This window comes from Flavobacterium soyae, from assembly GCF_045348165.1.
Lineage (GTDB): Bacteria > Bacteroidota > Bacteroidia > Flavobacteriales > Flavobacteriaceae > Flavobacterium > Flavobacterium soyae.
On sequence record NZ_CP150845.1, the window covers coordinates 2,120,856 to 2,136,254 of the forward strand.

Consider the following 15,399-nt stretch of genomic DNA (forward strand, 5'->3'; position numbering starts at 1 on the left):
TTTATACAACTAATGATTCGATTGAAAAAAAGTCAATTTTAGATTGTTTAAAGTTTCTGATTCTGTTCATTACAGCGTTTCCGTTATGAGAACCATCAGAATTGGTGTTACCTTCAAAAGTCTCAATTATATCGCCTTGAACTTTAGCTACAATTCCAGTATGAAACCAGTCATTTGTAGTTTTTTGAATCAAAAATATATCTCCGGGTTTTATTAAAGCCGGATTAGTTCTGGCCGTTTGAAAACGGGTCAATATTTTTTTCTGAAGACCGGTTGTACCAACAGTATCGCAGCTATAAGTTAACGGCATAAGGGTTTTAAAGTTTTTTCCCTGAACAGAAGCAGCTTGGTCAATAATGGCCTGAACAAATCCCATGCACCAAAACCAGTCGGTACCTTCATGGCCGTCCATATAACTTCGCACCCACGGTCCGGTATTGCTTTGACTGTTGATTACAAGTTCAAAAGGATGATTTTTAAGATGGTTTTGAGCTGCACTCAAAATCAATTCTCTCAAATTATTTCCAGATATGGGACTTGTAAAAGCTTTTTTAAGAGGAGATACAAGTATATCGAATACCTTTTGATCTACAATACCCGTTTGGGCTAAGTTGTTTGCTTTTTGAAAATTAAGCACAGCTTTTTCTGTTGCTGGTCCAAAATCTCCATCGATACCCGTTGCCGTTCCCGAACTTGGATTTTGCATAGCAAACAAATTAAGCCAGGACTGAATTTTTTCAATATCTTTTTTGTTATTATTTGCTCCTTTTCTTTGTTGTGTTGCTTTAATGAGCAGTTCTTTTTGGTAGAATGTTTTTTGCATGATTAAAGTTTTTAGAAGTTATTATTTTGGTTGCCATCTTAATAATTGGCTACATTATATTTTCTGAAATGTTAATTTTTTAATTCCAGAATTTATTTAATATAATATTTCAACTCGTTAATGAAATCTTCTGGTACTAAATCATTGACAATAATTTGAAGAATAAAAAAGAAAGGAGAAAACCCTTTTGGAGTAAGCTTAGGAATTATAATCGAGCAATTGAAAATTCCTTTATTTGCTGACCATTGGCAATTGTATTCTTCAACGAAAGCATCCCCAATTAATACACCTAAACTTATTGTAAGCTTTTCCAATTTGTTTTTTAAAGCAGAATTTTCTTTTATAATTAAAGGTATACTTGTACAGATATCTTCAAATTTTGTTTGATTTTTGAATGGCGTTAGAATTTTATAATCAACTAAAGATTTTATTTTGTCAATTGATTTTTCATCATAGGTATTCCAGTTTATTTTGTTACTTTCTTTGTGATTGTATATATCGAAGTAGGGTAGTAAAATATGTTTGTATTCCTGAATTTTATTTTTAAGAATAATTTCATCTAAAGCCCAATCTAAATACACGTTTTTATTTTTGTCAAAAAATAAATTCTCAGGAAATACTTTAATAATATTATTTGCAATATCTCTTTTATCCTTACTAAGAATATTTTCAGTGAGAACAATAAACACCCCATCATTTATTGTTTTAGTAAATACAGATTTGATCGCTTTGCTTGATAAAAAGTTTTTTGGAATGAGTTTTTTCGTTAAAAAATTAAACCAATAAATGCCTGGTAATTGATTAATGTCATCAAAACCAACTTTTATAATAGTTTGTTTTCCATTACTATTAATTTCTTCTCTAATATTTGATCTATCAAATTCCTCTTGTATATCTCCTCCAATAAAAAAGATGTCATATTTATTAATAATTTGTTCAAAAAAATCAAATAAAGGATTTAATGCGGTATTGTTTTCAAATTTATTTTCAGATAGGAAAAGGGTCCAACGACTTATCCCTGTTACATTATTTTCTATTTTTAGAATAATTTTTTTGTCTTTTGTTCTAAAATAAATTTCTCCAAAAGCATGTATTGGATAATCTGATATTATCTTTTCGATGGCTTTAAAATTAGATTTTTCTATTTTTTTATTGCCGTCTTCAGTAGTGCCATAGTTCTCAAACAATGGAAACTTATTGTTGATAATAAAAGTTATTAAATCATTTACAGATTTTAAATTGTCAAAATGAAACGTAGTATATATATTAAAAACTATCATAATTTTAAATTTTATTCAGAAGCTTCTTCTGGTGTAATAATTTTATGTGGACCAACTTGTACTTCATTAGATAAGTTTGAGCTCAAACTCGTTGCGCCATTGGGGTTATCATCTTTACGAATAATTAATGAGAATCGTTTTCTTTGATCTCTTGCTACTTGTTTTATGGCTTTTAATTGCTCTGTATATGATTGGTAATTAACATCCTTAACATCTCCAATTTCATTGCCTTCTATATAATCGGGGATCGTCGGTACCACTTTTGATCTACCTTCATCATCAACTATTCTCGGATTATACGTACGATTGTTTTTTCCTGCTGATTCACCAAATTGTTCCTTAATCCAACCTTCTTCTCCATTTCTTCCTCTGCTGCGTGATGATCTAAGTTTTAAATAAGTTAGAGGCCATTGAATCATGTCTGAGGTGCCTTTGGTGCGTAAATATTTTAAATAACCGTCTTCAAGCCCTTTATATCTATCCAAAGTAGTTTGATCTATTCCATTACCAACCATAGAAATTGTTATTCTTGTTAATTCACTTCTTGCTGTAGTTTTATTGCGATTACTGCCAATAATAGTTCCTTCGTGGATATCACTATCAGCTTCCGCTTTATTTTTACCTTCTTCCGCTGCTCTCTGAACTAAATTGTAATTCCATTTATCACCACCATCTACAACTTGTATTGAGCTTACCAAAGTACTATTTCTAGTAGCCACAGTTTGTGCCACAGCTTGAGCATTTTCATGTGTAATGCCACCATTGGTTAAATGAGTTTCTTCTTCTTGATGCAGGTTTTGTCTAACAGTTGTCAGTCCATCTGCGCCGCCTCTTCCCATCACTCTGTCCAACAATGCCATTCCTCTGTCTACAGCCTGATTCACGAGCCATGTAAGTGCCTCATCAACCATTTGACGAACAGCAATAAGCATTTCTCCAATTCTTGCTCCAATACCAGTTAAACCAACTTGGTTTGCCAAGAAACCTATTACGACAGGCATAGCTTGCCCCATAGTTCTTTCCAGATAATCAGCGGCTGTGGCGACATTACCCCGTGCTAAATCGGCTACGCCATTGACAAACGAATTGACTACTTCGAGCATTTCGCGCAAGTATTTTATAAAACTTTGAATAGCATTAAAGAACGCCATAGCACCGTTTATCACCGCCATGATTCCCGTTGGGTCTAACATGCTTAAAAGTCTGGCCGTAATTCTATTGACAATGCGTTCCATGACAAAGTTTTTCACGGCATCGAGAACGGTATTCCATAAATTACTTAGCTGTTCTTGTATTTTGTCCCAAATGGCGGCCATACCTCGCTCCTGAACATCTTTTATGAATGTCCAGATACCTTCGAGCGTATTAATCATGCTGCGGATTCTGGCAACTCTTGCAGGGCCAATGCGAGGATGTGCTGCTAGTTTTTCCCAGATTCTTTCCATCGAGATATTCAGCACTTCTAATATCCAGCTAATAACACCGCGTAAAGAAAAATCAGTAAGTACAGGAATATTGGCATCTTTTAACTCGCTCATTAACCAGCCAGTTACACCATTGATTAAGTGCGTTACGATATTGTCAAAGAACTGTACGAATCCTTGTTTAAGCGCTCGCAGTATATTTTTCAAGAAACCAATTGGGTCTTTCTTAATATCATCTATAGCTTCTAATGCTCTTGTAATGATATTTCCGATGAGGTCAAATGGGAAATTCATGATTTCGAGAATCGCCATAATAACGATTCGAACAATTTCTGCTACAAAAGCAATTAGTCGCCCTATAGGTTCTCCAAATTTTTCAATGATTCTCATAAAAGCATCTATCGGATGGATGAGGTCATCGATGCTCATAGAATCCCAAATATCGGTAAAGAGCTGTATTATAGATTGCGGTGTCATGTTGAGCGTCTCTACTGCAGCTTCAATTTCGCCCACAATTCTGGCTATTGCACCAGATTCTACCATTTGGGCATATTGTTCTTCTCCGCCATCCATAAGGCTCATAAAACCTCTTATTAGATTAGGAACTGTTCTAGGTACTCTTTCCTGCGTGAAGGGATCCCTGCCAATGATTACTTTTACCAATGAGTAGCCTCTAACTGTTGCAGCCTGCTCAGAAAGCCATGCTAATAAGGATTCTTTAACAAGCTCTAATACTTTGAGTGCCACACCTGAAGCAAAATCCCAAACCCTTTGTAGGAACCCTCCGGCCTGATCGGCAAGTGCTGAAAGATTATCGGCAATATTGACCAGATTTGCAGGTTGAATAGCATCCCAGGCTGCCGTTATGAGTCCACGAAGTTCGCCTAATAATGAATTGAAAGTTCCAACCTGAGTGTCAAGCCAGTCGGCAGTTTTTTGCAGCGTGCCTTTTTCACGCATTTGCTCAAGCTCTGTCTGTTTGTCTATCAGTATTAAGAAATCTTCTAATATTTCGACCGTTGTGGCATTGACAGCTTCATCGCGTAACGGATCGTATTTGATTATTTTTTTGATTAATGACCAAGCTTTGTTTTCTGCCAGTATAGGTTCTGCTACACCTATCAAGGCTTCTTTTATCCAGGTAATCACCTGATCTACAGTTGCACTTACAAAAGAAGTTATTCTGTTAACTACTTCATTAAATTTTTCAGTTACTAAATCAATTATACCGGTGTAAGGAAATGATATTTCGTCCCAAACCTCTTCAACCAGATCAAGAATACTGTCGATTGTTAATCCGAGTTCGCTTAATTTTCCTTCTACCCAGTCAAAAACCTGCTGCAGTATTCCGTATTCCTGAAGCTTGTCGAATATGGCTGTTCCAAAAGGAATAAGACCCATTAAGCCTTCAACCAGATTAATTGGAGTTCGCTCTACATCAACTTGTCGTAACGGGTCATAACCGATAATAACGGTGAAAAGAGTGTAACCCGGAACGTGTCGTGCCCCATCGATGATCCAGTCGGGAACTAAATCGAGGAACGAACCCTGAACCATTTCGGGAGCAGGGGAGATTGGTTCCGGTTTTTTTCTAATTGCGGCTCCCTGCTGTACGGTATGCGTTAATTCGTGAGCGAGTAAATGCTTGCCTTCTTTCGAATTCGGATTGTATTTTCCTTCGTTAAAATAAATATTGTTTCCGGTAGCAAAGGCCTGAGCTCCTAATTGCTTATTCATTTGAACAGCATTAGAGTCATTATGTATGCGGACATTGCTGAAATCGGCTCCAATACCGGATTCCATTTCGGTTTTTACTTTTCCGGATAGTGGAGAACCTCCGCCTTTACTGCTGTTTAACTTGGACTCGATATTAGAATTATCGCCAGGATTGGCATCGCCAGCCGCGCTTTTTTGCAGTTGTTTTTCTTCGTCTGAGTTTTGCTTTTCCTCTTCTTTTTTCTGCTGTACATTTTCCTCTTCTCCTTTATTTTGAATTAAAGGTTTGATTGATGGAGCGCTTTTTGAAACAGTTTCTGGTTTTTTGACTTCTTTTTTATTCTGAACTGTTTCTTCTTTTTTCTGGACTTTATCTTCTAGCTTATGCTGAATTAACGTTTTTGATCCTGAAAAAGCCGGATTGATTTCTCGTTTCTCAGTTATTCTGGAATCGAGTTTATTTTGGATTGATTCACCTTTTAACTGTCCAACAGGTGTTATGGTTACGGCAGCAGTTTTTTGCTGCACTTCTTTATTTTTTTCTTCTTGCTTTTGAACATTGCGCGCCAATTTCTTTTGCACTACTGGCGAAGGCGAAAAGAAAGAGTCTGCTTTTTGCGTTTGTTTATTGGCCACCACGTGGTCTGCGACTCTGTCGGCTTCTACTTCAAATTTATCGTTAGACTTACCTATATTCAATTTTGCCTGAACACCAAAAAAAGATTCCTTCCCCTTGTCATGGTGTGACGCGGAGTGCGAAGGATTTGATTTTGATATTTGTTTTAATGCTGGCATCTCTAATTGGTTACATTAAAACTTCCTTTTAAATTTGGACTACCTCCAGGATTAATTACTTTAACCTCTACTTTAAAGAAGATACAATCTTTGGTTTTTACAGCAAATGACTGTGTTTCTGTTTTGCCAACATCATATCTTCTGCCGGTTTTATGTATTGTTCCTCCTTGTATAGCAGTCAATAGTATATTATAATGTTTTGCATTATGTGGTGTAACCCAATTGGCAGTTGAGGTTATTTTAAAATCGCCTTTTGAACAAAAAGTTGAGGAAGACATAACGGAATCATTAATGTTAAAATCGTTATTATTTTGCGGTAATTGAAATGCTTCTCCACAACAATTATTATCACCGCCTTTTTGTCCTACCAGTTTATTATCTAAAGCTCCTATAGTTTCCGGTCCCACAATACCGTCAACTTTATTCAAACCGTTTTCTGCTTGGAAGCCTATTACTGCATTTCGTGTTTCACTTCCAAAATCGCCGTCTGCCCCAAATTTTGGTAAACTTTGACCTGCCTGCATCAGCCCATTTTGCAATTCCGCAACATATTGCCCCTTTTGACCGGTAGAAATAAGCATCTGATTATCATTGGCTTTTTCTAATGGAGGATTGCCTTTAAACTGTGGATTTTCAGGTCTTTCTGCATGTAAATCTTCTTGATGGTTTTCTATTGACGATTTTTGTATTGCCCCAGATTTTTGTTTGGATCCGGTTTGCTGAATCGTATGTGTGAGTTCATGCGCCAGCAGATGTTTGCCTTCTTTGGAGTCTGGATTGTATTTTCCTTTATTGAAATAGACATCGCTGCCATGTGTGAAAGCTTGTGCGCCCAGCTCTTCGCTCATTTGAACAGCTCTGCTGTCAGTGTGGATGTTTACACCGCTAAAATCGGCTCCAAAACCCGATTCCATTTCCCGCTTTGTGTTTTTGTCCATGGCATTGCCGCCGCCTTTTGAGCTGCTGAGATTACTTTCGACTTTTTCATTTACTGAGTTCGATTCTTTTAGCTTTGCTTGAACTGTTTTTTCTTCTTTTTTCTGAGCCTTTTTGTCTTCGTTCTCACATTCGGCACATTTTTTCTGTACTTTTTTGTCTTCCTCTTTTTCTCCCTTTTTCTGTACTTTTTTATCCTCTTCCTTATCGGATTTCTTTTGTACCTTTTTGTCTTCTTCTTTTTCTCCTTTTTTCTGTACTTTTTTGTCTTCTTCCTTATCGGATTTCTTTTGTACCTTTTTATCTTCTTCTTTTTCCTTGCCTTTTTTTTGCAGAGGCTGTTCTTGTGCCAAGTCCTTTTTTTGAACTGTTGAAATGGTTTCTGCAATAGGCTTTTGCTGTACTGCTTCTTCACTTCTTGATTGCAGTAAACCTCCAGTTTTGCGTTTGTTTACTACTTTATCAGCAACATTATCGGCTTCTATTTCATATTTATCTCCTACTGTCCCTGTAGTTAGTTTTTTTTGAACTTTTGGTCCAAAAAAAGTAGAAGGGGAGTGATTAGCTATTTTCTTTTGTTCAAATTCTCTCATGATTGTTATTTTACCATTTTGAAATACTAATTTGTTTCACTAAACAAACTGCAGATTATTTGCGATAACACCTTCTTTCTCTAATGCATTTTTTATTTGCTTATACCAATATGGAAATATTTTAGAGAGCCGAAGTTCAATTTCATCAACAACATATTTGTCATATTTTTTCATTCCAAAAAAATGAGAATACCCAATAATATCGGCATGTTTCCCATGCTCTGTTATGTTGTTTCCTTTTAAAAGCATTGTAGGATTATTGTTTTTATAATTCAATAGCGATGCAAGAGTATATTGTTCTATTAAAATGCAGGTTTCATAACCTTCTTGTTTTAATTCAGTAAAGTTTTCTTGGTTTTCTAAATATATTTTCTCCAAATCATAATAGCTTTTTATAAATTCATCGCGGAGTTTGAGATCATTAAAACCAAATATGCCGCAATTATAAGAATAGCCTAAATTTGTATGCCAGTAAGGCAGGTTTTTGGTGTATTTATTAAAAAACTCTACCTGCTTCTTATAATGGATTTCATAAGTATCTTCCTTGCGTTCTACTATAACATCATCAAAAAGAAAATCTATTTTTTTCTTAATAAGTATGTCAGTATCAATGTGAATAAATGGTTCTGTTTGACGTTCCATAGCATTGATTTTTGATTTCATCCAAAGGTCAATTCTGTTTTCGTTTTGCACTTTGGTAACGGCACAAGGAAGCATATACAGGAATTTAAAGCCTATTTCGTCTACATAAAGCTCAATTTCATCATACCACAAATGGCTGTATAATACACTCAGAGCAGTCATGTAGATAGTTTCCTTTAGTTTGTCTCCCATATCCCATCTGTTATGCATTATAGGAAGCGTATCAAGGCTGTAAATCATCTTGTGTCGTTGTTTCATATATAACTTTTATAGTTTTAACTTGTCAATCGTAATTATTTTAACACATAGAAACATAGAATTATGTAAGCTCGAAATAAGGCGTTTCACTTTTTTTTAAACGCACATAGTATGCTATGTGAAAGAAATGTATTTCTTTTTTGCATTTCTTGTTTTTAAGTAAAATCTACGTTTCTATGTGTTAAATAGAAAATTCATGTATTCAATTACACCCAGCGTGTGGTTTTATTTTAAGCAATACCTTCTTTCTCTAAGGCATTCTTTACTTCTTTGTACCAATACGGAAACAGTTTAGAAAGCCTGTTTTCTATTTCCTGAACAATGTCAATTCTGTATTTTTTTTGACCAACAATGTGTGAATAGCCAATTTTATCTGCTAACTGGAAATTTTCGAACAGGTTTTTTTTCCACAGCAATAATGTTGGTTTAATATTATGATGATGTAACAATGCCGCAAGATTATATTGTTCTAAAACAATGCAAGGCTCTATTTTTGCTATTTTGGGATTATGATTTTTTAAAAAGATTTCTTCTAAATCGTGAAAAACTTTTAAAAACTGATCTCGAAGCCCAAAGTCTCTAAAACCTAATACTCCACAATTATATGCATATCCCAAATCGGGTTTCCAATAGTCTAAATTTTGAGTATATTGATTAAAAAAATCTAAACGATATTGGTACATACCGTACAATTCGTAATCGTTTTGTTCAACAATTACCTTATCAAAATCAAAATTTATTTTTTTCTTTATAAAGACATCATTGTCAAGATGCACAAAAGGTTTGATTTGTTTTTCCATAACATCAATTTTCGATTTCATCCAAATAACGGTGTCTTTGTTGCTCTTAATTTCAGTAACTCTGATAGGAAGCATATAAAGAAACTTATACGCAGTGTCATCTGCATAAAGCTCAATATCCTGATACCATAAATGGCTGTATAGTATACTTAATGCAGTCGAATAAATCGTTTCTTTAAATTTATTACCTTGATTCCATCGATTATTACTAACAGGAAATGCATCTAAACTGTAAATTATTCTAGGCTCTTCCCTCATAAAATGTTCTTTTTAATAGTATGAATTAAGTTTTTTTCTTCTAAGAAAGTTACATTGTTGTACAAAGAAGCTTTTCGGCTGTGTTTATATAATCGTTTCCATTCGTAGTTTACTCCTGCTATTTCCGAGGTTTTTAGATGTATCTCATTGTTATGAAATTTTTTCATTTCATTAAATGAGGAATGCCATACCATTTTGCCCAAAAGAGGTGATTGCGTAAGGGTTAATCTCGAAAAATCATTTGGGAAATTATCTATATTTATTTCCTTGCCATGAATTTTGAACTTATAAACCAATGTTTCTCCGTTTTTGGTTTTGTAAAATTTAGAGGTGTATCTCTTTATGTCAACTTTGCTCTTAATTGGATTTAAATCTTCTTCGTTTTCATACATTATATCCAAATCATTTATGCGCATTTGATAGTACTGGCGAAGGTTCAAATAATCTGCAACTCCTCCGCAAAAGGCGATTTTCGACAAATCGAGATTGTTGAATATAAATCCAAACGCATTTTGCTGCTCAATAAGAATATTTTTTTTATCGTATTCTAAAAAAGAAGTATTATCAGCATTCATACTTTTAATTTTACCAGTTAACATATATGATTCGTTTTTTCCAGGCCAATTTCACGATGCTTAAATTCCAGCTTAATTTATCTAATAAAACATCTTGTGTTTTTCGCTCTATAAGTATTACAGGGCTTTCGTCTTCATTAATATTCAGTTTTCCAGGTCGCTGCAAAAATTCATTTTGCAGCAATTCTGCTGATGATTTTTTCATCACATCCCAATTGCTCAACACGGCTTGCAGCATTGTGGCTGCTTCTTTTTTCATTTTTTCAGAGAGTATAATGTTTCTTTCAATGGGCTGGGCTATTGGAATATTGCATAAGAATTTTTCGAAAGCCATAGTGTTTTCATAATCCTGTTCCTGACCTGTGGCTATATAATGCAAAAGGTGCGCAGCAATTTCGGGATTGTTTATAGTGTTGTCTTTATTGAGCAGCCCGCAATTTTCAAAAAGAGATTTTAAAAAGGGATGAATCAATAGCAAACCTGCATTTTGAACATATAAATCGTTGACATTTGTATCTATGTGAACGTTTGCATCTATTAGGCTTTCTTCCAGCTCTTCTATATCTTCTTTGGTATTTTCTTTTTCTTCTTTTTCAATAGAAAAATCTTTTTTATTCATTACTTCTTCCTGAGTATTGAGAGTTTTCTCTATTGAATTATTTGATAAGGGTGCGATATTTTCATTGTCACTCTGAACCGTTGCATCTTTATTTTTTGATAAAATAAAATCCATATCGGATACTTCCTTTTCATTATTTTGCTGAATTCTTTCTGTTTTTGTTTCTTTTTGTATTTCATTTTCTCTTTCTGCCTCAGTTTTTCCTTTTGTCTCAGTTTTAGTTTTTGGTTTTGTCTCTGACTCTGACTCTGCCTCAGTTTTTATTGACTCTTGGTTTTTTTGGATAGTTTTTATTCCTGTTACTTTTTCTTTTAAAATAATTGAGGCTGCTTTGTTTTCGATAACCGAAACAACAGCATCAAGATTAGCCAGTAATTCGAGTTCGTTTTGGATCTCTATCTGATTTTCAATTTCCTGCAGAAAAAGTTCTTTGTGTTCTAAAAAGCTGTTTTTTTTATGCAATTCAAATACACTGCAAATCAATTTGGAAATCTTTTGTTTTAACATTGGATTGCGTGTTTCCAAAAGGCTTAAAACAACTATTTCCCACATTGAAAATCTTTGGTTCGGAGTTAATTGATTTTTTGAAACAAATGCTTCAATGTGTTTTTTTATGGCACTAATCCTGATTATTTTGGCACTGCTTTCAGCATTGTTTTTTTTTAGTAATATTCCTTTTGTAATAATTGCCGCAATTTGGTTATCGCTAAATTGTTTAATAAACCTGGCTCTCACGATTGGTTTTTGAACTGCGTTAGCCCACTTAAAAGGAAAAGCTTTATCATTTAAGACTTCATCAAATGTAGTGTTGACTATTGTTTTAAAATTATGATTTAAGGCTGTCCACCAGGCATTTGTTCCTGTTTCCAGAAAATAAAAAAAGCTTTCTATTTCCTTTTCCTGTGCATGAATTAGTTTATAACTTTCTGTGCTTTTTTCTTCTTTTTCAAAAACTTCTTCAACTTGTGTTATTACTTTTTTTAGAATTTGCTCTTTGAAATCTTCGAAATCCAAATTTTGATTTATGGCAATATCAATGTTTAGTTTGTCTAATTGTATGCTGTGTGAAGGATTTTTCGAATCCACTTCATTAAAATAGTTTTCTAAAAACGGGAATATTTCCTTTTGCAAAAACGCATCAATATTGTCCTTGAGATAATATCCTTTTTCTTTAGAATTGGTATTTATCTCAAGGAAAACTTTATTGATAATATGTTTATTAGAATTTATCACCAGCTGTAAGGTCTTCTATTTGTATATTTAAATTAGACAGTATAAAATCGATTTTTGAAAATACTGTTAGCATACCTGACAAAAACTCTTTCAATGATCCATCCTTATCTGTATTGAATTTTATTTCTATGAAACTTTTAAATAAATTATTAAAAAGTAATGCTGCCGGGATAATTTGTTTTTCAGATACCTTAAGTGTTTCTTGATCCTGACATCTCAAAATAGTGTAAAACAATGAAGTATTTAGCGATATAAGTGTTTGTACCGCAGTAATCTGATCTGGATTTTGTAGTCTAATGGCAGAGGCGACAACTGTGGATATAAAATTGAAATATTCCTGCGTGAATAATTCAGATAATTTAGCATTTGCCTTACCGTTGATGTAACTCTCAAGGTTTTTTTGAACTTCGGCAAATCTGTTTTCAGTTTCAGAAATGAAGTTAATAGTCTCCTCATTGAATTTATTTAAAACGGAAATTTCTTTTAAACTGGAAGTGGTTTCCATTGCATTTTTTACAAATAGTTCAGCATTGTTAAGACATATATTTACTTCAGGTTCTTTTCTAATCTCAATTAACCTTGGACCATCAGTTACAGAACCACAGTTGCCTTCAGCAATTAATGAAACTGAAATAGAAGATTCATTATATAACGAAGTTGGACGTGTTACTGGATCTTTTTTATCTGTTTTTACTATTTCTTTATTAATTTCCCAGATGTATGTTGTGGCATTTGAAGAATTGTTGCTTAGGGTTAGAATTCCCGCCGCATCTAGATTAAAGCTAAAACTAGCAGTAGGAAGATCTAAAAGTGTAATGGTAAGATTGGATGGTTTGTCGTCTATAAAAATGGTTACGGTTTTGACATCCTTAGATACCTCGCCTGGAGCAAACATATATTTTTCTCCGAATGTTACTATAACTCCTTCTCCTAAAATTTCGGCCCCTTTTACATTGGGCTGCAGAGTAAGCTCTACAGGTTTATCGTTTCGGCAAAAGGATATTTCGTTTACTAATTCGCCATCTACCAGTACTTTTGGATCTTCAATTTCAAAACTCACAGGATGAGTGATTTGGAAACCGCAGTTGCCATTGTCTGCACTAAGGGTAACATCAAATGTGAATTTTTTTTGCGATTCACTATTATACTTGTAGATATGTTTTATTTCTGTTTTATCATCCGTTACAAGATCGGTTTTGTCTCCAAAATCCCAAGTATATTTGTTGCCTTCAATATTTTCTCCGGTTACGGTAAAAGTGACTTCGGTTTCGTCTACTCCCGAAGGTTTTGAAGGAACAGCGACAAAATCGAATTTTGGTTTTTCAAAAATGGTTATCTTACAGTCAGTATCAAAGTTATTAACTGTAAAGGTTATAGGCTGGCCTATTAACTCTTTACTGACTATATTTGGATCAAAAACAAGTGCGCCAAACTCATTTACTTTTATTCCTCCGTTTTGATCAGGTCTAACATTGGCTCTTACAAAACCTCCTGTTGGAGATACTTTAAAAGGCAGAGGAGGTGTTTTGCTGTCAAAGCAAATTTTATCTACTGGTAAAGTAAGCCCTATATTGTTTTCATCACAACATAAATACGGTATAGAGAAATCAGCAACAACCGGATTTAAAATGTTTATGCCTTCAGCAAATTTTTCAAAGTCACCGGTTAAAGAAAGTCTGCGGCTTTTATAATAAGGTATTTTTTCTTCCAGATATATCATTATGAAAGTGCCTCCGGGAACTACACCTGCTTTATGTTCGTAACCATGATTTTTGTTTAGGTAATATTTGGTGAAATACTGGATGGTTTTATCCAGTTCATTTGCATTTACTGCCAGAATCATGATATTGAACCCGAGTCCGTTTTCTAATCTAATTTGCTGGATAGCTTTTAGTGCTTCTTTGTAATTGCGTCCCTGGTGGCCTTCAATTCTATAAAAATCACTGTCAAGATGTATTTCGAGCGGTTCTTTAGTATTCAATAAATCGTTATGATAACTAACATTGTTTTTCTCCAATCCTAAAATTGTTTTATCGAAATCCCAAGCTTTAATAAGCGAATTGTTTACATTGTTGTAAAAAGGAATGGCTTTCTTGCCCAATTTGCCCATTTGCAGAGAGGGTGTAATTTTTATATAATCATATGATGGATTGTAATTTTCTAATAATTCTGCACTTCTCAGAATAAGACTGTACATTCTTTGTCTGGATATGTTTTCGCCGTAACATACTTTTATTTCATCTGTTTTTATTTCATCCGCTTTTACCTTTTTCTTTTCTTTTGAATCTATAACAGGAGCGTCATCATCTGCAAGGCAGTCATTGCAAGTGTTAAGATTTTCTCCTGTAAGCAAAGGCGATTTGTAAAAAGCATGACGGAATTCAAAACAAGGTTCCGTTTTTATTAGTTCGCCCAGCATTAAGTGCTTTGGAAACGCATTAATATCAGGATAGCAGTAACTATCCTCTATATTGAGTAAAAGTGCTCTGGTTTCGTTGTAAGTATCAACAAGATCGTTAAGAAGGTCATATCTATATTGAAAATCTGAAGGAAGTACCGGGTCTCCTTCGAAATTAAATAATTCGTCTATATTTTTTTGAATTGATTCTAAAACGACTGGCATATTTAAGCCTGTCAACAGTTGATTGTAACCTTCCTGCAAATTTTTAACAGCATTGTTTTTGAAAATTCCTTTGGTAAAAGTTTGTTTTATAGCCTCAAGATGAGCAAAATCTTCTTTTTTTAGTACAATTCTGTTTGATTTTAGGTCTGGTAATGTATGGTATAAATTAGCATAATTGATTTTGCCAATCATGCTGTCGTGATTCATTATTTGTGCCGCAATATCTTTGCTGACAATTAAAACTTTATAATTGCCTGCAATCTCCAATCCCTGATTGTCACAAGAAAGACTTACGCAAAGGTCAGATTCTTTTTCATACGACTCCAGATACAAAAGAATTACAGCTTCTTTAAACTCAAATTTGGTATTTGCGGTAAATTCTGCTAAAGCAAAATTAGGGTCTTTTTCTTTTTTTTGCTGTTCTTCTGTCAAGAGTTCAAAAAGAGGCAGCTGCTTGTTTGCACCATCATAGAAAAAAGGTTTATACCCCGCTTTTGTATTATCATAAACTTTGCAGTGCGTGTATGTTTTGGAATCAAAATCTATTTTTTTGTTTCCCAGTACATCTGCCTGATATAACTTAAAAAGATCACCATCGGTAGTTATACCTGTTCCTTGTGTTATTGAAATGGTTTTTTGAACCTCATCATAAGACGAATAAAGTCCGCAAACTATACCAACGCCACTCAGATAAATGCGGGACAGGCGATCCTGGTCGTCAAAAAAATCTACAACCTCATTAAGGTTTCCTTCTGTAAGTACCTGATTTTTTGTAAATCTTCGGTATTGTGTTGTTATTGTTGAAAGTTTTGCTGACATGGCAA

9 protein-coding genes are annotated in these 15,399 nt (G+C 34.1%); all 9 read right to left on the reverse strand.

The window, feature by feature from the left end; all coding sequences use genetic code 11:
• Position 1: 1 nt before the first annotated feature.
• Positions 2–823: a peptidoglycan-binding protein gene (locus tag AABD74_RS09300; RefSeq protein ID WP_232682357.1), complete on the reverse strand. Its 822-nt coding sequence runs from the start codon at positions 821–823 to the stop codon at positions 2–4.
• 92 nt (positions 824–915) lie between these two features.
• Complete coding sequence (locus AABD74_RS09305; protein ID WP_406845336.1) at positions 916–2,103, reverse strand: hypothetical protein; 1,188 nt, start codon at positions 2,101–2,103, stop codon at positions 916–918.
• A gap of 11 nt (positions 2,104–2,114) precedes the next feature.
• Complete coding sequence (locus AABD74_RS09310) at positions 2,115–6,038, reverse strand: DUF4157 domain-containing protein (protein ID WP_406845337.1); 3,924 nt, start codon at positions 6,036–6,038, stop codon at positions 2,115–2,117.
• 2 nt (positions 6,039–6,040) lie between these two features.
• Complete coding sequence (locus tag AABD74_RS09315; protein ID WP_406845338.1) at positions 6,041–7,567, reverse strand: DUF4157 domain-containing protein; 1,527 nt, start codon at positions 7,565–7,567, stop codon at positions 6,041–6,043.
• Positions 7,568–7,606: 39 nt separating this feature from the next.
• Entirely contained in the window at positions 7,607–8,467 is an 861-nt protein-coding gene (locus tag AABD74_RS09320) for a DUF6734 family protein (protein ID WP_406845339.1), read from the reverse strand.
• Positions 8,468–8,697: 230 nt separating this feature from the next.
• Positions 8,698–9,525 (reverse strand): DUF6734 family protein, encoded by an 828-nt coding sequence (locus AABD74_RS09325; protein WP_232682352.1) that lies wholly within the window; start codon positions 9,523–9,525, stop codon positions 8,698–8,700.
• Positions 9,522–10,124: a hypothetical protein gene (locus AABD74_RS09330; RefSeq protein WP_406845340.1), complete on the reverse strand. Its 603-nt coding sequence runs from the start codon at positions 10,122–10,124 to the stop codon at positions 9,522–9,524. Before AABD74_RS09330 ends, AABD74_RS09325 begins: the two co-directional genes overlap by 4 nt.
• Complete coding sequence (locus AABD74_RS09335; protein ID WP_406845341.1) at positions 10,111–11,952, reverse strand: contractile injection system tape measure protein; 1,842 nt, start codon at positions 11,950–11,952, stop codon at positions 10,111–10,113. Before AABD74_RS09335 ends, AABD74_RS09330 begins: the two co-directional genes overlap by 14 nt.
• Entirely contained in the window at positions 11,939–15,394 is a 3,456-nt protein-coding gene (locus AABD74_RS09340; RefSeq protein WP_406845342.1) for a hypothetical protein, read from the reverse strand. Before AABD74_RS09340 ends, AABD74_RS09335 begins: the two co-directional genes overlap by 14 nt.
• Positions 15,395–15,399: the final 5 nt, after the last annotated feature.

Coding starts and splice junctions, on each gene's coding strand:
- AABD74_RS09300 (WP_232682357.1), bottom strand. CDS start 823: ATGCAAAAAACATTCTACCAAAAAGAACTGCTCATTAAAGCAACACAA.
- AABD74_RS09305 (WP_406845336.1), bottom strand. CDS start 2,103: ATGATAGTTTTTAATATATATACTACGTTTCATTTTGACAATTTAAAA.
- AABD74_RS09310 (WP_406845337.1), bottom strand. CDS start 6,038: ATGCCAGCATTAAAACAAATATCAAAATCAAATCCTTCGCACTCCGCG.
- AABD74_RS09315 (WP_406845338.1), bottom strand. CDS start 7,567: ATGAGAGAATTTGAACAAAAGAAAATAGCTAATCACTCCCCTTCTACT.
- AABD74_RS09320 (WP_406845339.1), bottom strand. CDS start 8,467: ATGAAACAACGACACAAGATGATTTACAGCCTTGATACGCTTCCTATA.
- AABD74_RS09325 (WP_232682352.1), bottom strand. CDS start 9,525: ATGAGGGAAGAGCCTAGAATAATTTACAGTTTAGATGCATTTCCTGTT.
- AABD74_RS09330 (WP_406845340.1), bottom strand. CDS start 10,124: ATGTTAACTGGTAAAATTAAAAGTATGAATGCTGATAATACTTCTTTT.
- AABD74_RS09340 (WP_406845342.1), bottom strand. CDS start 15,394: ATGTCAGCAAAACTTTCAACAATAACAACACAATACCGAAGATTTACA.